The sequence below is a fragment of the Pseudoalteromonas sp. 2CM28B genome (assembly GCF_023161935.1).
The window spans coordinates 436,626-458,722 of record NZ_JALNTH010000001.1 but is presented as its reverse complement, the minus strand read 5'-3'; the positions used below and the strand labels follow the sequence as shown (position 1 = coordinate 458,722).

The 22,097-nt window shown below is 42.7% G+C and carries 18 protein-coding genes and 1 tRNA gene; 7 read left to right on the top strand and 12 right to left on the bottom strand.

Translation table 11 applies throughout. The features are described 5' to 3' along the window. Positions 1-5: 5 nt before the first annotated feature. Both MTN96_RS02090 and mobI read right to left on the bottom strand, forming a co-directional pair. Positions 6-671, bottom strand: coding sequence for a pentapeptide repeat-containing protein (locus MTN96_RS02090; RefSeq protein ID WP_248530606.1), 666 nt, complete (start codon positions 669-671; stop codon positions 6-8). Between the two features lie 123 nt (positions 672-794). Then, entirely contained in the window at positions 795-1,238 is a 444-nt protein-coding gene (gene mobI, locus MTN96_RS02085; protein ID WP_000348525.1) for a conjugative transfer protein MobI(A/C), read from the bottom strand. A 464-nt stretch (positions 1,239-1,702) separates the two neighbouring features. On the opposite strand from mobI, the gene MTN96_RS02080 reads away from it, so the two are divergent. The 3 genes from MTN96_RS02080 (at position 1,703) to MTN96_RS02070 (ending at position 4,192) form a co-directional block, all read left to right on the top strand. After that, positions 1,703-2,677 (top strand): ParM/StbA family protein, encoded by a 975-nt coding sequence (locus MTN96_RS02080; protein WP_025441391.1) that lies wholly within the window; start codon positions 1,703-1,705, stop codon positions 2,675-2,677. A gap of 125 nt (positions 2,678-2,802) precedes the next feature. Then, entirely contained in the window at positions 2,803-2,949 is a 147-nt protein-coding gene (locus tag MTN96_RS02075) for a hypothetical protein (RefSeq protein ID WP_248530662.1), read from the top strand. 1 nt (position 2,950) lies between these two features. Next, a complete protein-coding gene (locus MTN96_RS02070; protein WP_012368404.1) occupies positions 2,951-4,192 on the top strand; it encodes an integrase family protein in 1,242 nt (413 codons plus the stop codon). A gap of 16 nt (positions 4,193-4,208) precedes the next feature. Here MTN96_RS02070 and MTN96_RS37115 read toward each other — a convergent pair whose 3' ends face one another. From MTN96_RS37115 to MTN96_RS02055, 4 genes are all read right to left on the bottom strand, one after another. Then, positions 4,209-4,403: an AlpA family transcriptional regulator gene (locus tag MTN96_RS37115; protein WP_012368405.1), complete on the bottom strand. Its 195-nt coding sequence runs from the start codon at positions 4,401-4,403 to the stop codon at positions 4,209-4,211. A gap of 820 nt (positions 4,404-5,223) precedes the next feature. Next, complete coding sequence (locus MTN96_RS02065) at positions 5,224-6,258, bottom strand: HlyD family secretion protein (protein WP_248530605.1); 1,035 nt, start codon at positions 6,256-6,258, stop codon at positions 5,224-5,226. A gap of 24 nt (positions 6,259-6,282) precedes the next feature. Continuing rightward, a complete protein-coding gene (locus MTN96_RS02060; protein ID WP_248530604.1) occupies positions 6,283-7,827 on the bottom strand; it encodes an MFS transporter in 1,545 nt (514 codons plus the stop codon). Next, on the bottom strand, positions 7,827-9,335 hold the full coding sequence (locus MTN96_RS02055) for an efflux transporter outer membrane subunit (protein ID WP_248530603.1): 1,509 nt from the start codon (positions 9,333-9,335) through the stop codon (positions 7,827-7,829). Before MTN96_RS02055 ends, MTN96_RS02060 begins: the two co-directional genes overlap by 1 nt. 239 nt (positions 9,336-9,574) lie before the next feature. On the opposite strand from MTN96_RS02055, the gene MTN96_RS02050 reads away from it, so the two are divergent. Together MTN96_RS02050 and MTN96_RS02045 are read left to right on the top strand one after the other, a co-directional pair. Continuing rightward, positions 9,575-10,243, top strand: coding sequence for a TetR/AcrR family transcriptional regulator (locus MTN96_RS02050; protein WP_248530602.1), 669 nt, complete (start codon positions 9,575-9,577; stop codon positions 10,241-10,243). Positions 10,244-10,670: 427 nt separating this feature from the next. Further along, complete coding sequence (locus MTN96_RS02045) at positions 10,671-13,343, top strand: ATP-binding protein (protein ID WP_248530601.1); 2,673 nt, start codon at positions 10,671-10,673, stop codon at positions 13,341-13,343. Positions 13,344-13,391: 48 nt separating this feature from the next. Here the strand turns inward: MTN96_RS02045 and rimI are convergent, their stop codons facing one another. From rimI to MTN96_RS02030, 3 genes are all read right to left on the bottom strand, one after another. After that, a complete protein-coding gene (gene rimI / locus MTN96_RS02040; protein WP_029772791.1) occupies positions 13,392-13,859 on the bottom strand; it encodes a ribosomal protein S18-alanine N-acetyltransferase in 468 nt (155 codons plus the stop codon). Next, positions 13,846-14,151: a hypothetical protein gene (locus MTN96_RS02035; protein ID WP_055252829.1), complete on the bottom strand. Its 306-nt coding sequence runs from the start codon at positions 14,149-14,151 to the stop codon at positions 13,846-13,848. Before MTN96_RS02035 ends, rimI begins: the two co-directional genes overlap by 14 nt. 64 nt (positions 14,152-14,215) lie before the next feature. Next, a tRNA-Trp gene (locus MTN96_RS02030) sits at positions 14,216-14,292 on the bottom strand. A 704-nt stretch (positions 14,293-14,996) separates the two neighbouring features. Here MTN96_RS02030 and MTN96_RS02025 point away from each other — a divergent pair. Beyond that, positions 14,997-16,595 carry a BCCT family transporter gene (locus MTN96_RS02025; protein ID WP_096739171.1) on the top strand — a complete coding sequence of 533 codons (1,599 nt, stop codon included), beginning with the start codon at positions 14,997-14,999 and terminating at the stop codon, positions 16,593-16,595. Between the two features lie 153 nt (positions 16,596-16,748). On the opposite strand, the gene guaA is transcribed toward MTN96_RS02025, so the two are convergent. Next, entirely contained in the window at positions 16,749-18,326 is a 1,578-nt protein-coding gene (gene guaA, locus MTN96_RS02020; protein ID WP_024033152.1) for a glutamine-hydrolyzing GMP synthase, read from the bottom strand. Between the two features lie 96 nt (positions 18,327-18,422). Continuing rightward, the gene (gene guaB, locus MTN96_RS02015; RefSeq protein WP_004586134.1) at positions 18,423-19,892 is read right to left on the bottom strand and encodes an IMP dehydrogenase; all 1,470 of its coding nucleotides are present in this window, start codon (positions 19,890-19,892) and stop codon (positions 18,423-18,425) included. 146 nt (positions 19,893-20,038) lie between these two features. Between guaB and xseA the strand changes: the two genes are divergently transcribed. Beyond that, a complete protein-coding gene (gene xseA, locus MTN96_RS02010) occupies positions 20,039-21,370 on the top strand; it encodes an exodeoxyribonuclease VII large subunit (protein ID WP_064385295.1) in 1,332 nt (443 codons plus the stop codon). A gap of 11 nt (positions 21,371-21,381) precedes the next feature. On the opposite strand, the gene MTN96_RS02005 is transcribed toward xseA, so the two are convergent. Beyond that, complete coding sequence (locus MTN96_RS02005) at positions 21,382-22,062, bottom strand: hypothetical protein (protein ID WP_248530600.1); 681 nt, start codon at positions 22,060-22,062, stop codon at positions 21,382-21,384. Between the last annotated feature and the right edge of the window lie 35 nt (positions 22,063-22,097).

Sequence of the window (22,097 nt, the reverse complement as noted above, 5' to 3'; positions counted from 1 at the left end):
ATTTTCTATGTTGCTGTGGGCCGGGTAATGTCTAAGCTATCAGGATTTCCAACCCTCCGCAAGAATGCCGAAATATAACTCAATGTATAGAAATCGGACTCTAGTGTGTTTAGCTTAGACAAGTTATTGATTAGGTAGTTAACTCCGAATTCATCAAGCAAAAAATCCAGTGCAATTGTATTTACTTTGTCGCCCTTCCTATGAAGCACCCCGGATTTTCTTATAAAAGAATTCTCTCTCAAAACATCAACAATACTCATTAAATCAGAAGGATACTGGGCACCATCAGGAAAACTGTTATATACCTTGCTGTTTTGAAACTGCTTACATGCATGAGTGTTAGTACTTAAAATATAACAATCAACAAATTCGACACCATGTAACTGCATACGCTCAAAGGAAGTTGAAATCAATATGCATCTTTCAAACTTAAGGCCGTCATGTGTACACTTTTTAAAATGAGTTCCCTGTAAAAAACAGTTTTCAAATCTCACATTATTGAGGTTGCAATATTTGAACTTTGCACCAACCAGAGATGTATTTTTGAAATGTGACTCGCTGAATACGGAGCTAAAACTCGAAGTTTTATTGAAGTTTTTGTTGTAAAATTTAGTGTGCTCTGCCTGCTTTTGCACATAACTATATCGATTATTTTTTTTGTTCCTTGCCATAACTCTTCCTGTTAAGCCTAAATTTTCAAGCAACTATACAACAGGAGAGACTAGTCTCCTTGATTTTTAAGGAGATCATATACGCCATTTCTGTTTTTTTGCTGCTTTAGAAAATCAAATACGTCAATATGCATTGACTCTTCGACGAAGCATGTTGAGCTTATCAACCTGGCGTCGAATATCACTGAAAAATTCTTCTTTCTCCATAGCCAGCGCTAACTCCCATTCTTTGGCCAAACCTTGGCAGTCCAAAAATGCGTATCTCAGCTTCGTCTTTGAAATACGCAGCCCCTTGCTAAAGACCACGCGTTTGCCTCGTTGACCGTGAAAACTGTTGATGTACCACTCAATGCCAAAGCCATACTTAAAGTCTCTGATACGGACACCAAGCAGCCCCCAATCTTTAAAGGGCGCATTTTCACGAACCTTGTAATGGGTAACCCAAAAGTCATCAACTTCAGCTCGTGCCAGTGCTTTTAGCCTGTCCGTTTCTTGCTGAAGTAAATCTGATACCTCTGCTTTCCATTGTTCATTGACGATTTCTACCAAACCAATTTCCCCATCCAATTAACCCCAAAAGCCAAAACCACTATCCGTTTGGCTTTTGGATCGAAACGCCAAACGTAAAACTACCGTAACAATCACTGTTTGGCGTCTCGATAAAAATCAACTCGCGCAATCCCATACCTGACAAGGGATGCAGGCCGATTTCACTTAAAAACGCCTAAAAAGACGTATTGCCATGAAAATACAAACCGTTTGGCAAGTTCAGGCCAGAATGCAAACGACGTTTGGCGTCTCGATTTTTTTGGCTAGGTTATCCGCCGCCAAACAGAGCCTATTCTCATACTTTTGCGAAAATGCAATAGGCAGATAGATGAAAGGATTTGTCACCTTTCTGCCCACCGCCAGTGCACCGAATCCTGATAATGACATTTGAGTGAACCGCCAGAGCACTTGGACATACCCAAGCGTGACCAGTGCGGTTGATTGAAAACCGTTAGAGCACTTTGAGTGCACAGGAGATAAGTATGTTTGTACTAGGCGTAGATATCGGTTACTCGAACCTGAAGCTGGCAATTGGCCAATCAGGCAGTGAACCGAAAACCATTATTCTGCCTGCGGGTGCCGGTCCTGCGGATCGCATGCCAGAGCGTATCGGTGGAGGCGATGATGACACTTGTTTGTATGTATCTGTCGATAATGAGCGTTGGGCCGCTGGTGTGCCTGCTGGACGCCTTCAAGGCTGGGAACGAGAGCTTCACCCGGAGTATCCCACCACAAAAACCTATAAGGCGCTTTTTCATGCCGCCTTGTTAATGGCTGAAACAGAATCCATCGATTTGGTTGTCACTGGATTACCGGTTTCCCAGTTTCATGAACCACAACGTAAGTCTGACCTTGTGCAGCGTTTAAAAGGTGTCCATCAAGTGACGCCTAAGCGCAGCATCACTGTTCATGACGTCAAAGTGCTGCCGCAGCCTGCCGGTGCCTATATGGATCTGGTTCAAACAGGTGGTGATTTGGGCTTGATTGAAGAAGGTCGCGTCGTCGTCATCGATCCAGGCTTCTTTTCTGTTGACTGGGTTGCCCTTGAGGCCGGAGAAATTCGCTACAGCTCATCAGGAACCAGTCTTCAGGCAATGTCCGTGCTACTGGAAACCATTGATAAGCTGATTTCGGAAGATCACGGTGCCAAAGTAGGTATGGATCGACTTGAAAAAGCCATGAGAACCGGCGACTTACAGGTCCTGCTATTTGGAGAAAAAGTCGATATTTCACCTTACCTGAATGCTGCCATGAAAAAGGTAGCGCCTGTTGCTCTTACAGCCATGCGCCAATCCATGCGTGACGAAAGCATTAATGCGGACTTGGTATTGATCGCCGGAGGTGGAGCCTTGGCTTATAAGGAAGCGGCCAAGGAGATTTTTTCACGAAGCAAGATTATCGTACCAGAACAGTCTGTTTTGGCGAACGTCCGAGGCTTCTGGTTTTATGGGGCGTGATCATGAGAGTCGTCGTCAACATTCCCCCAGGGAGCCACCCTGAACTGCTCAAAGAATTAGAAAAGACGCCGCCACGGGAACGCGCTGAGCGTCTGAGGATGCTGGCCACCTTTGGCTTAATTCACATGAGCCAACCCAATTTATCCACTACATCTGCACCGGTGGATGGCCATGCACCAGATGATGAAGTGACTTCTATGAGTACAGCGCCAGAACCCAAAGCAGAATCACGCAAACAATCATTAAAATCAAAACTAGGGCTGGGCTTATAACATGGCGTTATCAGTTAGCTGGCTCGATGCCAGGTTAAATAAAGAAGCAAAAGAAACCGTAGTAAAAGCTGACCGAGATGGACTAAGTGCTCGGGTCTCGCCCAAGGGCAAAATTGTTTTTCAGTTTCGTTATCGGTTCGATGGCAAGCAACAGCGGGTAGACATAGGTACTTACCCACTTATGAAGCTTGCTGAAGCCAGGAATGAGCTGGATAGGTTAAGGGCAGTACTTGATCAGGGCCGAAACCCTAAGCTCTACCTACAGCAGGAACGGGCCAAGTATTCTGCCAACCAAAGCTTCGAATCGATTTTTCGAGACTGGATAGACTCTGCCGGTAAGCAAGGGCTAAAGGAGAAAACGTGGCACTTCCAAAAACGCAGCAGTGAAATATATTTGCTACCCCGACTTGGCAAGTACCCATTAACTGACATCAATGAATTGTCCTTGCGAAACTGTCTTCGTGAGGTTTCGGAGTCGTCCCCTTCAAACACAGAGCGCCTAGTGTCTGTGCTGCATAAGTTCTATGACTGGCTGATTGATGAACAAATTTTGGAAATTAACGCTGCCGCTGGGATCACAGCAAAAAAGGTTGGCGGTAAGAAAGGCAAACGAACTCGGGTGCTAAATGACAACGAGATCAGGATACTTTGGCGCTATTTGCACGAGTCAAAAATCACTGAGAAGAACCGCATTTATATAAAATTGCTTCTGCTATTGGGCGGTCGCAAGGGCGAACTCATTCAAGCTGAAAAGCATCACTTTGACTTACAATCTGCAATGTGGACAGTGCCCATAGAGATCCGCAAACAAGGTGAGAAAATAGGAGCGCCGATCATGCGGCCATTAATCAAACCAGCTATCGAGCTGATTGAACTGGCGATGCAGATGAGTAAATCAACTTACTTGTTTCCCGCGAACGGACAAGAAGAACTTGCCACAAATGGCTTTGATACCACTATTCCTAACAATGTGAAAATCTGGGCTCGCAGGTCGCTTGGTATTGAGATGGAACACTGGTCTATGCATGATCTTCGAAGAACGATGCGAACGCGAATGTCGGCAATCACGACGCAAGAAGTTGCCGAGTTGATGATTGGCCACAGCAAAAAAGGGTTGGATGCTATCTACAACCAATATCAGTACCTGGATGAAATGCGTCATGCTTACGACGTTTGGTATCAACAACTAGAAACCATCATCGAGCCGACAGGCTTTCCATTCAACTGGCGTTTCGGACAGTAAAATAAAAGAAAGAGGCTCAGTCCTCTTTCTTCTCATACTCCTCCAAGTCTTCAATGTGCCACAGCTTGTTTCGTGTATTTCGGTTGATACGAGGTTGCGGCAAGCTGCCATCTTTTATTCTTCGCCAGAGCGTCGTATAGCTAATGTGGTAACGAGCCATCACTTCGTAAGATGTTAGAAAAGGGGTTATCTGGTGCGCTACGGCTGTCATCTGCATTCTCCTGAAAATCAATGTAAAGCTATCATCGCCTGATTCATCACTTGTTGATGGTCAGAAAGATGCATGATTTGTTCAGAAGATCAGGCCCATACAAATGAACTTTTAGGACAGCAAGAAAGCAACCGGTAACCAACTCAACCGGCAAACAATTAGAGATAATCGCGAACGTCTTACCATCATTTCTCGATTTTTGGCATAAAAAATATAGGCAAGTTTTGGCTAAAACCCAGTAGGCACAAGGCCTACAGCTAGGTTTGTGTCATGGAATTTGGCTAAAAACGGTAAATATGGCGATTTGTACTCAAGTTTGTACACACTTTCCGAGGTTACGCTTGAACATCATTGAAAAGCAAAGAAACGAGAAAAAGACAAAAAGCCTTTAAATTCAGTACGTAGAGATGTGATTGTGGTGTGCAATGAAAGGTGGTTTTAAGCGTTGAAAGGCTGGGCGGCATCAGGGTGCGATATGATTGCAAAAGTCCTTCGCTTGCTAATTTCGTTGATAATATTCTGGTCTGCCATTAATAAGTTCTTTTAGTTTGATGCCAAGTTACATGCATAACATTGAGTGTATGCAAGGCAACCCGTTAAGTTGATCGTTATTAACTGGGCTTTGAGCAATTTAGTGTGAATAAATTGACAACAATTAACGCCATATAGCTAATTTTTTAATAGTGGCAATTGTAACAGGAGTCGGTATAAAAGTGTGCTATCTAACTCAAAAATATCTTGGCTTTATATGCAAAAGGAAGGAGTAACTAATTTTAAGGGCCAGCAACATGGTTACTGGCCCTGTAATTAACGCAATGTGCTACTGCGTTATTGAAATACTTGGTACCACCGACATACCTACTCGTAACTGCTTAAGCGCCGGCTGGTTTGCATCTAAGCTAATTTTAACCGGTAAACGCTGCACAATTTTGGTGAAGTTTCCCGTGGCGTTATGAGCACCAATGGCTGAGTAGCTCACGCCACTGGCAGGGCTTAGGCTATCAACATGGCCGCGTAAAATTTGCCCTGGTAGTGCATCTACTTTTATTTCAACTGCTTGCCCTACTTTTACATTAGCTAGCTGAGTTTCACGGTAGTTTGCACTAACAAACACTTTATCAAGCGGTACAACAACCAATAGCGGGCTGCCTGGGTTTACATATGCCCCTACACGCACCGATTTTTGGCCAACTATGCCATCAATAGGCGCAGTAATTTGGGTATACGATAACTTAAGCTCGGCATCTACTACACGTGCTTTAGCTTGTACAAGTACGGCTTTGGCTTTTTCGATATCGGCACGTAAAATTTCAATCTGCTGCTTTGCTGCTGCAAGACCTGCTTGGTTTTTATGCAAGTTTGCTTTTTGAATAGCCAGCTTTGCTTGTGCTTCTTCTCGTGCTTGCACAGTGCCTGAGCCATCGGTTGCTAAGTTGGTATAACGCTTTAAATTTAACTGCGCTAATTTAAGTGATGCAGTATCGGCCTCTACCGCAGCTTGCGCTTGTTGTACCAGCGAATCTTGATAAGTTAGCTTAGCTTGCAAGCTAGCTACACTAGCTTTAGCACTATTAGCTTGGGCTTTAGCGGAATCTAGGGCCACTACAAAATCGCGATTATCTATGGTGGCAATTAAATCGCCTTTTTGTACTCGCTGGTTATCTTTAATGAGTACTTGATCTACCGTGCCAGATACCTGAGGCGCCACAAAGGTAAAGTCGGCTTGCACGTAGGCATCGTCAGTTGTTTGAGTTGCACTTTGCGACTCAGGTTTATTAAGATAAATAATACTGCCTGCAACAACGGCAAGTATAGTTGCTGTAACGGTTAATTTAACTACTTTTGGTAAGGCCATAATATATTACTCAACGATTAAAATTTAAGATTTATTAAGATTCGGGGCTGGTACAAAGTTCATACATAGCGCCAGCGGAATTAATACAAGTGCTAACACACCAAGCACCAAGTAGGCATCACCTACCGACATCACTAACGATTGCTGGGCAATAACGCCACCTAATTGCTCATTAGGTATGGTGTTTGCCAATGAGTTACCGACCAGTGAGGCGCGATCTAATAGCATTTCGTTATGAAAATGACTGCGCACCGTTAATAGCTGCCCCACAACAGCCCCGCCAATAAGCGAGCCAAACACACGTAATGTGTTTATGGTTCCCGAAAAAAACGGCCCTTCGCTTGGGTCTAGTACACTGGTCATTAAAAATAAAATAGAGACCACTGCCATGGGCTGGCCAAATGCTTGCAACAGCTGCGCTGTGATAAATTGATCGCGATGCCATAAAGGCGTAATTTGTGCGCCGCTAAAACAGGCCAGCGCAATTAAAAATAATCCAATTGACATCACAATACGGGCGTCTACCCATTTTTTGTATAAAAGCAGTGCCACTACCGAGCCAAGTACAAGTTGTGGTAGCGCAATTAATAACCCTACTGGCGCTAGCTGTAGTGCTCTATAGCTATGCAAACTGGCTAAATGGGTTGAGGGCAACATTGAGCCCGACATCAACACCACTAGCAACATGGTAAGCAGTACAGAACCAATACCTAAATTGCGCCGGCCTAATAATTGCGGTCTCATAAATGGCGCTTTGTGCTGCCACTCGGTTAATACGTAGCAGCCAAATAAAATTAGCCCACCAAAAACACACACACTAATAAGCGATGAATTAAACCAATCTAAACGCACACCTTGATCAAGCGCGATGGCAATTAACGTCAAAGACGATACGCCGCACACTAGGCCTAACCAGTTTCCTTCTTTAAAGCGCGCATATTTAACGCCCTCTTTTGGTAACCCCCACGCAGTTAGTGAGCCCGCAATAATACAAAGCGGAATAACTTGCCAGTAAATCCAGCGCCAGTCCGATAACACATCAGCCCACTGCCCGCTTAGCCAAATAGCTAAGTTTGGGGCGAATGTAGCGGTCATCGCGTAAAGCGCTAAACCGTGTAAACGTATGTTAGGGGGTAAAAATTTAAGTGCAGCCATCATTAATATAGGAATGAGTGCGCCACTACTTACTCCTTGCACAAAACGCAGTGCAATTAATAAGTTTAAATCATGAATAAAAGGCAAAATAGCCGCAATAACACCACATATAGTCACCATAGAAATATGAAAGCGTCTAACCGATAACGTAATGGCAAACCACGAAGCAAAAGGCATAGCGATTAGCTCCCCAACGGTATAGGCGCTTGAAAGCCAAGAGGCATCATCTAAACTTGCCCCCATTACGCCCCTCACATCTGCTAATCCAAGTGCCCCTACTCGGTTATTTAAACCCGCCATCATAGCGGCAATAAAAATGCCTAATAACCCAGCCAGTGCTTGTTTTGATGGCCCTGCGGGCTTAGCAACAGGTGCTGCATTTTGTACAGGCACATTAATCGTGACTGCATTCATTACTCGCCCTCCGCCTTGGCTGACATTGGCGCAAGCGCACTTTCAGGTAGCGCGTCTGGGTTCCAGCCACCACCGAGAGATTTATACAAATTTACAACCGCAATCGAGGCATTGGTTGCACTGTTATTTAACTTAGTTTGGCTTGCTAATAAATTACGTTGCGCCGTTAAAACACTAAGGTAGTCGGCTGCCCCTTGCTGGTAGGCTCTTTCAACGGTTTGTAAAGCCTGCTTATTAAAGTCGTGAGCAATTTCAACTTTGTGATGGTGATTTTGCTGCGCAGCCCAACCATCTACTGCGTTATCAACTTCGTGCCACGCTTTTAGTACAGTTTGACGATACGTTAATGCCGCGTTTTTCTCGCGCTCTTTAGTAAGCTTAAGCTGTGACTTTAAGCGCCCACCCTGAAAAATAGGCAAATAAACATTTGGTCCCACTGAAAAAACACGTGAATCCCAGGTTGATAAATCACTCTGCGCATACCCTTCAACTCCTAATGAGCCCGTTAAAGTAATGCGTGGGTAAAAATTCGCTTCGGCCGCGCCAATAGCGGCAACAGCGCTGTGTAAGTTTGCTTGCGCTTGTAAAATATCTGGGCGGCGTTTCACAAACTCTGATGGAATAGCCGAAGGGATTTCGCTTGGCATAACAGGCGCAGCAATACGCTCGGCTAACAAAGTATTTAAGGCACGTGGTTTTTCACCTACTAGCAACGCAAGCGCGTTCATTAACACATTACGGCGCTGCGTTTGCTCTGGTAGCGCAGCATTAATTGTTGCCAGCTCTGCTTTTGCACTAATTGTTTCAAAACGTGTACTTACACCGTTTTTTTCGCGGCTTTGTGCAAGCTTTAACACACGCTCTGCAATGGTTTTGTTTTCGTGTGTTATGTTGAGCTGCGTTTGCGCACTGCGCAGTAAAAAATACGTTTTAGCCACCTCGCCAGCTAAGCTAACACGCGCGGCTTCACGCGCATACAAAGAGGCCTGCAGCATAGCGACGGCCCCTTCTTCAACACGTTTATTACGGCCCCATAAATCAAGTTCCCAGCTGGCATCAAAACCAAGCTGCCAAAAGTTATCAGGGTCTGAGGGCGCACCAAGTGCAACAAATTTACCATTCTCGCTCAGCCCTTCGCGCTTGTAGTCAAACCCAGCAGATACACTGGGTAAGCGGTCTGCCGATGCAATACCCAATGCCGCGCGGCTTTGGGCAATTCGGCTTGATGCTAACTGTAAATCAAGATTACCTAACTGTGCTTTGCGCTCTAGCTCCGTTAAAATAGGATCGTTTAAAATTGTCCACCAATTCCACGCCAATTCAGCATTACCGCGTTGTAGCTGAGTAAATTCGGGAGTTGGCTTTATAGCATCGTTGTTTATATTTGTATTAGGCTCTTCAAAGTTAGGACCCACTACACAACCCGACAAAGCCGCAGCTAATGTAAGCGCAATAGCTGAATGCCGCGAATAATTAAAAAGTCTTTTATTAAGACACTGATTAGCCATTTTTAAATCCTAAATTAATAACACAATTATTTATGTACTGTACCGCTCGGTTCGAGCGATAAGCAAAAAAAAGCTAAGCACGCTAATTGCTGCCTAGTCACACCTTAAATACATTTAAACAGGGTAATACCGATAGTTAACAGCTGCTAAAAACACCCTTAACTTAAAGCTCAAATTGAACTGTACCGCTCGGTTTGATATGCTAGGCGTAATTTAACATTATGTCAAGGTGAAATGTAATGACAAAAACGCTTACTAATGCCCAAAACACTCTGCCTCCAAGTGAATTAGAGCTTGGTGCAAAAGCACGAACGGTATTACACGCTGCACGTAAAATATTTTTAATTCATGGTTTTAATGGTGCAACCACCGACATGATCCAACGTGAGGCAGGCGTATCAAAATCGACGGTTTACGCTCACTTTGCAAATAAAGAAATTTTATTTTTAGCGGTCATTAAAAGCGAATGCGAAATATTTACAGCATCAATCGATAATATAACGTTTAAGCCAGGCAACTTAACAGAAAACTTACGCCGCCTTGGGCATGCTTATTTACAAATCGCTCTATCAGAGACAGCCATGGCTCTATACCGAATTGTTGTTGCTGAAGCCCCCCGCTTACCCGCCCTAGGTCATATGTTTTATAACTCTGGCCCGCGGGTGGTAAAAGACAAGGTCTCTAGTTATTTAAAAGCGGCAGTGGAATCTAAAGAGCTGGATTTTGAAGAATTAAACATTGAAGAAGCCACTAACCTATTTGTAGCCTTAATGCGCAGTGAGCTACATTTAATGTACTTAACTCACCCCGATCAGCCAGTGCTTAAAAAAGATATAGACCGCTGGGTAGAAGTAGCAATAAACTTTTTAGTGCGCTCTTACGGTACGGCTCACACTCAAAAGAACTAATTTTTAAATGTGTAATACTTTAAATAAATAGCATTTTAAAGCCACGCATTAATTTTAAACGTGGCTAAATTACCCTTAATGCCAATGCCCTAACAACGCATATTTTAATACATTATGCTAAACACTAATAAATATAAAAATAGCGCTATAGGTTTACCCCTTGCGCTCAATTTATGACAGGCATTGATACTGCACTGTTAGCTATATAATTAAAAAACCAAGCAGCGCAGCCGCTAACTTATTTAAACAAAGCTAAATATAGCGCCTTGAAAGATAATCTCGCTTAAGGTGCTCATTAGCCGTATTTAAACCAATTATATACACACTTTTTTTACGCTAAATTAACCCAAATCAGCTTACGCTTCTTGTGTAATAAAGTCGTAACGCATATCATTGCTAGATTGCACGGAGGATAAGTAGTTTGGTCATGAAAACCAGTAAGTTAAGTATTCGATTATTATGGTATATAACCCCGCTTGTTATATTACCCTTGTTGTTTTTAGGTGGTTTTACATTAACTAACGTAACCAACTCAACACAAAAGCAGGCTGATCTTATAATGAGTCGCTTTGTTGAGCAGCAACAGCAAAAGGTTTTCAACTACATAGACTCGTTTCATTCAACAGCAAAACTACTGTCTACCTCGCCTGTTTTAAACGATTTTTTATCAAACGACATTCATGCTGATGGCAGCTATACCCGCCGCTTAGGGGCACTAATGGATGTTTTTGCCAGTTATAGCGAAGCCTACCCAGATATAATTAGTATTAACTTAGTCTCGGCCAGTGGTAAAAGCGACGCGTATTATTCTAATAATTTAACAACCGCACCGCAGTCATACCCATTTTTTAAGCAAGTACTGCAAAGTAATTTGCGCCAACAACAATTTATGGTGCAAAACAACGACGGCACCACCAACTTATTTTTTGTACAGCGCGTACAAAGTGTTGATTACTATTTAAAACGCCCACAACAACTTGGCTTTATAGTATTGCAAGTTGAGCCTTCTATATTAAACACCAGTATTTTAGAGGCGCCTTATAACAACACCCTTAATTTACTGCTAACCAACGACGGGCAAATTTTATTTAGCTCAGACTACAGCTTACGCGGGCAATATATTACCGAGCACGAGCTTGAGCAGGTTCACGATTTAGCCGATGTAGGCACCCTTTCGACTATTGAGCTTTCGAGCATAGATAAAATAGAAAGAATGATATTTGCCGTACAAATGAGTGGCGGTTATTACTTTGTATCAACCATTCCAAAAGGCGTGCTTTATCAATCGGGTAAGGCAATTAGCTTAATCACAGGCTTAATTGTGATAATTTCGGTGATCACCCTGCCTATCCTTATTTTTGTGGTTGTGCGCAATTTACTGCTAAACCCAATTGAGCTTTTAGGGGCCGCCAGCCACCGTGTAGGTGATGGTGATTTATCGGTAAATTTACCTGCTCATACAAATGATGAAGTTGGGGTGTTGTTTAACGATTTTAATCACATGATCAACCAAATAAGACACTACCAAGAACAGCTAGAAGAATATAAACACCATCTAGAAGACAAAGTAGAAAGCCGTACTAAAGCGCTCGAAGCGATGAACAGCCAGCTTGAACTTGCCATAGCTCAAGCAGAGCAAGCAAACCAGCTTAAAAGCCGTTTTTTAGCAAATATGAGTCACGAGATTCGCACCCCACTTACAGCCATTATGGGCTTTACCGAGCAGTTATTAATTAACGATAAAGTGGTTAACGACAAACAGCATTTAAATACCATTTTACGCAACTCTAAACACTTATTAGAGCTAATAAACAACATACTCGATTTATCTAAAATAGAAGCAGAAAAGCTCGCTGTAGAGCAAGCACCACTTAATGTAGTGCAGCTGGTTCACGATATAGAATCAATTATTGAACCGCTAGCACACGAAAAACAACTGGCGTTTAGCATTCATTACGAGCTGCCATTACCGCGCACTATTTATAGTGATATGACGCGCTTAAAACAAATTTTGATAAACATAGCCAGCAATGCCGTAAAGTTTACCGAGCAAGGCAAGGTGTCAATTTGTGTGCACTATTTGCAAAGTAAGCAGCAGCTTGAATTTGTTGTTAAAGACACCGGTATTGGTATGTCTGAGCACCAAATAAAGCGTATATTTAAACCTTTTGAACAAGCTGATGCCACCACCACGCGCCGCTTTGGAGGCACAGGATTAGGTTTATGTATTTCTAAAAACTTAGCGCAATTATTGGGTGGTGATGTTACTTTAAAAAGCGAAATTGGCATAGGCAGTCGCTTTGCTATTACCGTTGATTGCCATATTAACGAGCCTAAACAGTCACTAGAGCTTTTAACTGAGCAAGCACAGCTTATTCCAGAAAAAGACCCTTTCTTGTCGTTTGCCACTTCTAGTTTTGATGCCAACATATTAGTTGCCGAAGATAACCCCGATAACCAGCTACTTATAAAACTGCTTTTACAAACCTGGGGCCTAGAGCCAGATATGGCTAACAATGGTGCACAAGCAGTAGAAATGGCGTTAGTAAACGACTACCAGCTAATTATTATGGATATGCAAATGCCTGTAATGGGCGGCCTTGAGGCAACTAAAATGCTACGTCATGCAGCCTACGATGGGCCCATTATCGCGCTTACTGCCAACGTAATGAACCATGATATAGACACATACATTGAGGCAGGTTGCGATAAAGCGCTGGCAAAACCCATTGATAAAGACGCGCTTGAAAACGTGCTAGTCAGTTACTTAAATCTTGAAAAAGATAATCAGAACAAGTGGGATAGTTTACTAAAAAGTGAAAAGTTTCAACAAATTAACGATAACTATGTGGCTAACCTGCCAAGTTACTTACAAAAGGTAAACAGCTTAAAAGCCAGTAACGATGCAGAGGCGCTTCGAAGCGTAGCTCATAGCTTAAAAGGCAGTGCTGGTTGCTTTAATTTTGACGATATTTACCACAGTGCAGCGCTACTAGAAGAAAACCTGCTTAGTAATGACCAAGCGCAGCGCCCCACATTAATTGTAAATTTAATTAATGCTATTGAGCAAACCATAGCTAAAAGTAAAGTAACAGCCTAAAAATACGCGTTTTACTTTAAACGTTTATTTAGCGCTTAATTTAACCCTTTAACTAAACCCTAAGTTAAGCGCCATACCCATTAGTATGGCGTCTTCATAGCCATTTTTAGAGGGCTCATCGCTTGGGTAATAGTTTTTACGTACCGACATTTGCGTAAAGCCAGCATGTTCGTAAAGCGTTATTGCACGCGCGTTTGATTCGCGTACTTCTAAAAAAAGGTTTTCAGCATTTTGCTGCTCGCCATATTCAATAAACTGGCTAAGTAACTGCCTTGCAATGCCTTTACCTTGCTCACTGGGCGTTACACATATATCCATAAGGGTAAAGTCAGGCCCTGCCTTTTCACCTATATAAAAACCTACCAGGGTGTTTTCATCAAACGCCGCTAAATTAAAGTAACGGCCGCCCATGCAAGAGCTCATTGTTTTAAGAGACCAAGGATGAGAGTGGCAGGCTGTTTCAATAGCCATTAATTGTGCTATTGCGCTTTCGTTTACAGGTTTAAAGTTTATCAAGGTGTGTGCTCATTAAAGCCCATAAAGCGCGCTTATCAGAAGCACTGAGCTGTGAGGTTGGTAGTGTAAGCTTATCGTCGGCTAACTGTATGTCTGCCCCTTTTAAAACATGATTAATTGTTAAAGAAGGTGCACTAAAACGTATATCACTTAATAACTGCTTGCTCAGCGCTAAAGGCTCAGCTGGAGTGCTTTGTGAAACGGCTAAAGTAGGATCAGTATTTTTAGGACGATAATGCTGATTTAGTTCAAGGTTTTCTATACCAAAAATAGCTGCGTAACGTGGATGCATAACAACTCAGTAGATTAAACACTAGAACAATATATGAAGTAATAAAAACGATGTAAAGAAGAAATGGCAGGGGCGGAGAGATTCGAACTCCCAACCGTCGGTTTTGGAGACCGCTGTTCTACCAATTGGAACTACGCCCCTGCAATGTCGACGAATTATAGAGACCTTTTAGAAAAGGTAAAGTAAAAAATTAACTTTTTAGTTTAACTGCTTTTAAATTATACAAAACGCTGAATTAGCAAGCTAAATAGCGCTGTAAAGCCACTTTAGCTTTAGCAGCACTCACCTTTAAAAAAATAAATGCTGCTCAGCTTAGCGTAATTAAAACTGCAGTATGTGCTTTAAAAACGTACGAGCTTAATAACCGCGGTACTGTTTTTACCTACGCTTAGCCCAAACGCTATGCTGTAAATTTCTTCTTAAGTGTTAAATACTTTAGCTAGCATGGTGTATTTACACTTGCTGCTAGTTATTTTTATAGCGATTTAGCTTGGTGGAGTCGCTGTATACATAAACAAATCAATAACATTGGCAGCATTTATGATACAATTTAGCGTCTAGGGGATCCGCGTTATACCAATCGTGTTAAGTTATTAGTCGCTTATAGCGACAGATAAATAGAGCGGTTACAAGGCATTAATTTTTACATGTAGTTGCTCTACCTGAGAAATTTATAACGCTGTTAGCGCTTTATTTAGCTCGCTAGAAAGGCTAAGTATTTAAGTCGATTGGTATTACCACCTAATTGCATATTTCATCATGTATCTTACTTACGCGGGTCATTCACAATGCAAATATGGAGGAGCTTTACTATTAGCAGTTGCTGGTAGTTCACGCCGTGTTATATGAAGTTTAAATCAAAAAAATACAGTATCGATTCAACCGATTACCAAGTAGGACAAGATAACGTTAGCAAATGGGGCATGGATATTCATACTAATGTATTTTCTGTTTCTATTGGCCTATCTCTACTTTTTATAATTACTCTACTTGCACTCTCACCTAACGAAGCTAAAGAGGCGATTAACTCAATAAAAAATGCCGCACTAACTAATTTTGACTACGTATTTATGTGGGGCGCCAATATATTACTGCTGTTTGCAGTAGGTATTGCCGCTTCACCGCTGGGGAAAATTCGCCTTGGCGGCGATAAAGCAACTACAGACTATTCAACCTTATCGTGGGTATCTATGCTCTTTGCTGCAGGCATGGGTATAGGCCTTATTTTTTGGGGTGTGGCAGAGCCCACCGCCTTTTACACCGACTGGTTTGGCACGCCTCTCAATGCAGAGGCCTTTACCGAGCAAGGCCGAGAAATAGCTTTAGGGGCAACTGTATTCCATTGGGGTCTGCACGCGTGGGCAATTTACGGTATGACCGCTTTGTGCCTAGCCTATTTTGTTTATAACAAAGGCTTACCGCTTTCTATGCGCTCAATATTTTATCCGCTTTTAGGAGATAGAGTATGGGGCAAGTTAGGTGATGTTATCGATGTAATGGCGGTATTAGTAACCCTTTTTGGTCTTGCTACGTCGTTAGGCTTAGGCGGGGCACAAGCAGCCAGTGGTATTAGCCACGTACTCGGTTTTAAAAGCTCTTTATTATTACAACAAGGCATTATTTTATTAATTATGAGCTTGGCTATCCTCTCTATTGTGCGCGGTATGGACGGTGGCGTTAAACTCCTGAGTAATATAAATATGGGCATAGCCTTTGTGTTTCTGGGTTTAGTGTTTATTTTAAACTTTACCACGGTACTTGATTCTGCATACACTGCAGTAATAGGTTATGTTAAAAATATCATTCCTCTAAGCTACAGCACAGGCCGAGAAGATACGCAGTGGCTACATGGCTGGACTGTGTTTTATTGGGCGTGGTGGGTTGCATACGCACCTTGCTTTGGTATGTTTGTAGCGCGTATTTCAAAAGGGCGCACCATACGCGAGTTTTTAGTGTATGTATTACTCATTCCTACCCTTGTAACTACTGCTTGGATGTCGGTTTTTGGTGGTGTTGCGATTGATCAAATTATAAATGAAGTTGGGGTACTAGGCGCAAATCAAGGCATTACAGATGTAACGCTTAGCTTGTTTTATATGCTAGATGCTTATGCATTTGGTACGCTGCTTTCGCTTTTAGCTGTGGCGTTAATAATTATCTTTTTTGTTACCACCCTCGACTCCGGCTCTATTGTAATAGATAGCCTTACATCAGGCGGAAAACTAGAAGTACCTATAAAGCAAAAGCTAGTATGGGCCGTTATTGCCAGTATTATTGCTATGTTAATGCTGTGGATTGGTGGCACCGATTCAATTCAAGCATTGCAATACATTACTATTATTGCCGCCCTGCCCTTTACTATTATTTTAATTTTAGGCTGTATTAGCCTAGTTAAAGGGCTACTTACAGAAACCGAGCAACCTACGCCCGTTCCTGCAAAATAAACCCGCTTAGCCCACTTCACTTAATGAGTTTATTGGGCAAGAGCTAACGGTTTTTAGGCATAAAAAAAGTCCGTGTAAGCGGACTTTTTATTATTTAAATAACAAAACTATGTTTGCAATCTAAAAGGCATTAACCATTAGTAAAGACGGGTGTTATTCCCACTCAATAGTGGCCGGTGGTTTACCAGAAATATCGTAAACAACACGTGAGATACCGTCAATTTCGTTGATGATACGGTTAGAAACCACACCTAAAAACTCATACGGTAAATGTGACCAACGCGCCGTCATAAAGTCGATAGTTTCTACACAACGTAGTGATACAACCCAATCGTATTTACGTGCATCGCCCATAACCCCTACCGACTTAACAGGTAAGAATACAGTAAACGCTTGGCTTACTTTATGATAAAGCTCAGCTTTGTGTAGCTCTTCAATAAAGATAGCATCAGCACGACGTAGTAAATCACAGTACTCTTTTTTAATTTCGCCAAGTACACGTACACCTAAACCTGGCCCTGGGAACGGGTGGCGATAAAGCATGTCGTACGGTAAACCAAGCTCTAAACCAATTTTACGTACTTCATCTTTAAATAATTCACGTAATGGCTCAACTAAGCCCATTTTCATGTCATCTGGTAAGCCGCCCACGTTGTGGTGAGATTTAATTACGTGTGCTTTACCTGTGGCTGAAGCGGCTGATTCTATTACGTCTGGGTAAATAGTCCCTTGTCCTAACCACTTCGCATTTTTAAGCTTTTTAGCTTGCTCATCAAATACATTAATAAACGTATGGCCAATGGCTTTACGTTTTTCTTCTGGATCTGATTTGCCTGCAAGGTCAGCTAAAAATTGCTCCTCAGCGTCTACTTTAACAATGTTTAAGCCAAATTTATTACCAAACATGTCCATAACTTGCTGACCTTCGTTTAAACGAAGTAAGCCATTATCAACAAATACACATGTTAGGTTTTCGCCAATTGCACGGTGGATCAGCATTGCTACAACAGATGAATCAACACCTCCTGATAAGCCTAAAATAACTTCATCATCGCCAACGGTTTCTTTAATGCGCTCAATAGCATCATCAATAATTTTGGCAGGTGTCCATAGCTTTTCACATCCACAAATATCAATTGCAAAACGCTCTAATAAACGTTGCCCTTGATGAGTGTGCGTTACTTCTGGGTGAAATTGTACGCCGTAAAAACGTTTTTCTTCGTTAGACATAGCAGCATGCGGACACGTTGGTGTTTTAGCTGTGGTGCTAAAGCTTGCCGGCACTTCCATTACTTTGTCGCCGTGGCTCATCCACACGTCTAAAACGCCGTTGCCGCCATCGGTAATATGATCTTCAATTGCATCGAATAATGCACAGTTACCCACTTTTTCTACTTGTGCATAACCAAACTCTTTTTTATCTGAGCTGTGTACACTGCCGCCAAGTTGAGCTGCCATGGTTTGCATGCCGTAACAAATACCCAGCACTGGCACGCCAGCGTTAAACACGTATTCAGGTGCACGCGGGCTGTTCTCTAGTGTGGTTGACTCAGGGCCACCAGATAAAATAATACCTTGTGGATTAAATTCGCGAATTTGCTCTTCGGTCACATCCCATGCCCACAGCTCACAGTAAACGCCAATTTCGCGGATACGACGCGCGATTAATTGAGTGTATTGCGAACCAAAATCTAAAATTAGAATTCGTGAATCGTGAATATCTTTGCTCATGAAGGATCTCGTAAAGTAGATGCTAGATTCCACTAATTTGCTTAGTGGCTATAAAAGAGGGCTGGTAATTCCAGCCCCGTAATTTAAACGTGTTGTTTAACCTAAGCGGTAGTTAGGCGCTTCTTTGGTAATTTGCACATCGTGGACGTGCGACTCACCCATACCTGCAGATGTAACACGTACAAACTGCGGTTTAGTATTTAGCTCTTCAATGGTGGCACAACCCGTTAATCCCATTGCGCTACGAAGGCCACCCACTTGCTGATGAATAATCGTTGCAATTGGACCTTTATAAGCGACGCGACCTTCAATACCTTCAGGTACTAATTTGTCAGCTTGGTTAGATTTTTGGAAGTAACGATCTGACGAACCTTCTTTTTGATCCATCGCACCCAATGAGCCCATACCACGGTAAGATTTGTAGTAACGGCCTTGGTAAAGTTCAACTTCGCCTGGCGCTTCTTCTGTACCAGCAAGCATTGAGCCCACCATTACACACGATGCACCCGCAACCAATGCTTTAACAATATCGCCAGAAAAACGAATACCGCCATCAGCAATAACTGGAATGTCACGCCCTTGTAAGCCATCTACCGCATCAGAAATAGCCGTAATTTGTGGCACACCACAACCTGTAACAATCCGCGTAGTACAAATTGAACCTGGGCCAATACCTACTTTAACCGCATCCACACCTGCATCAGCAAGGGCAATTGCGCCTTCGGCTGTAGCCACGTTACCGGCAATAATTTGTAAATCTGGGTAAGTTTCACGAGTTTGAGAAACACGGTCAATAACACCTTGTGAGTGGCCGTGTGAAGTATCGATAAGTAAAACATCAACACCCGCCTCTACTAATGCAGCAATTCGCTCATCAGTACCTGCGCCAACACCAACTGCAGCACCTACACGTAAACGACCTAGCTCGTCTTTACATGCATGTGGTTTGTCTTGCGCTTTTTGGTAATCTTTTACGGTGATCATGCCTTTTAGTTTAAACGCATCATCAACCACTAAGATTTTTTCAATACGGTGTTCGTGCATTAAACCTAAAATTTCTTCGCGCGATGCGCCTTCTTGAACCGTTACCAGTTTGTCTTTTTTAGTCATAACGCTAGAAACTGGCTGTTCAAGCTTCGTTTCAAAACGCATGTCACGACCAGTAACAATACCTAGTAGGTTATTTTCGCTATCAGTAACCGGGAAACCCGAGAACCCTTTTTCTTGCGAAAGAAGCGTCGCATCTGCAATGGTTAAATCGGCAGACACAGTAACAGGGAATGACACAATACCTGCTTCGTAGGTTTTAACTTTACGTACGTTTCTCGCTTGTTCTTCAATGGTCATGTTTTTATGGATAAAACCAAGACCACCTTCCTGCGCGAGGGCAATAGCTAAACGAGCTTCTGTAACAGTATCCATAGATGCTGAAATAAGCGGCAAGTTAAGTTTGATACCACGCGTTAAGCGAGTTGAAATATTTGCCGTGTGTGGCAAAACAGTAGAATGACCAGGTACTAAAAGTACGTCATCAAAGGTAAGAGCTTCTTTAGCGATTCTAAGCATTTTGGCAACTTCTCACATGTGGATCTAAGATAAGGAATTGCGGCCAAATTTTAACAGCGTTGTGGGCATTCGTAAATAATATTTCGCAAATATTTATGATAAACTTGCCTTATAACTTGCCTCATAATAGTTTTAGGTTGTTTTTTATGTTTTCGAAGCCTTCGCAAACGGTTTACACCGTATCGCGCCTTAACAGAGAGATTCGTACAGTTCTTGAGCAGGGCTTTGCATCGCTAATTTTAACAGGCGAAATTTCTAACTTCATTACCCCTGCTTCTGGGCACTGGTACTTTTCATTAAAAGATGAAAAAGCACAAATTAAAGCGGCTATGTGGCGCGGCAATAACCGCTCTCAAAGTTACCGCCCCGAAAACGGCGCACAAGTAACAGTAAGAGCCCGTGTTTCACTTTACGAACCACGCGGTGATTATCAGCTTATTGTTGAGCATATGGAACCTGCCGGTGAAGGCCAGCTTAAGCAAGAGTTTGATGCATTAAAAATGCGCCTAGCCGCTGAGGGGTTGTTTAGTTCGGCCTATAAAAAACCACTGCCGCAAAATATAAACCGTGTAGGTGTAATAACCTCAGCAACGGGCGCTGCTATAAAAGATATATTAACCGTACTTAAACGCCGCGCACCACAATTAGAAGTCATTATTTACCCAGCCATGGTGCAAGGCAAAGAAGCCCATGTGCACTTAATTAACCAAATACAGTTAGCCAATGCACGCAATGAGGTCGACGTACTTATTGTAGGGCGAGGCGGTGGCTCGTTAGAAGATTTATGGTGCTTTAACCATGAGCAGCTTGCGCGTGCTATTTATCAAAGTGAATTACCCATAGTCAGTGCGGTAGGCCACGAAATAGACACAACCATCAGTGACTACGTAGCCGATGTACGCGCAGCAACGCCTTCAGCAGCCGCTGAACTTGTCAGCCCTAACACGCAAGAGCTACATAGTAAGGTTATTGAGCTCATTAACCGTTTAAATAATGCCTTTAAACACGATATGGCCGATAAGCGCGCACTAGCAACACAGTTACAGCACCGGCTTAACTTGTGTCATCCGCGCAATCAACTTAATCAAAAAGCGCAGCGATTAGATGAGCTAACTATTGCCTTACAACAAGGCATGCGCAATCGCCTTTACCAACAAGAGCGCACGCTTAATAATTTAACCCCGCGTTTAATGCGTCAATCGCCTGATAAAAAGTTATCGCAGGCCAGCCATCAGCTTATGCAGATACAAACTCGGCTTGAACAAGCAATGCAGCACAAGTTGCAACACGCGCAAAATAGCTTAGCGCTGCAAGCGAGTAGGCTTGACTCGGTAAGCCCACTTAATGTTTTAGCGCGCGGTTACAGCATAACCAAAACCCAACAAGGCAAAGTGGTTAAATCGGTAGATCACATTAAAACGGGTGACGTGCTAATTACAGAGCTGGCCGATGGCGCTATAAAATCAACGGTGTTGTAAAGCTCTTTCAGTTAAAGCTCTGTGGCCATTAGTAAGGTTAGCTCGGTGTCGCTTGACGTTGAGGTTGTTCTTTTAAATTGCAACCAAAACTCTTGCTTCATTAACTTATCGTTTAGCTCTCGCCATTGGGTATGATCAAACGAGTCGTTATCAGTAGGTGCAGCAAGTTCAAATTTGCATACGGTGGTTTTACACGCTGCACTAACAATCTCTGGGATAGAGCTTAGATCAGAGGTAAGTAAAAAATCTTGTAAAGCTATTTCTGTTTGATAAGCCCACTCTTCATTACGTATTTGCTCATCAAATTGCGCTTGCAAAACGGCTTGTGCATCAGAGGGGTCACGTAGCTGCTGCGCCGCGTTTTTCATCAAGGCTTTTTGCGCTGCTAATTGCTGTTTAAGCTGCGATACTTGCTCTTCTAAAGGAAGCTCATCTAGCGGTTGTGGATCTGGTTTAGGGGGATTATCTTTTTGCTCTATACGAGCGCTTTGCTCAGGGGCTGCTGGTATAACACGCTTTGCTGTTGCTTCACTGCTTTTAACTGGCTGAACAAAAGGTGCCTGCTGCTTTGTATCAGCATGTTGTAACTTTGCGGGGTTTGCGTCACTTGAAGATAAATTAAAGTAGCTCCACGTTAAACCTACACCCGCAATAAATCCTATCCCTAGTGTTAATAAGCTATTTTTGTTCATTTTAATTCCTTTTAAAATTATTTTTATTTATACAG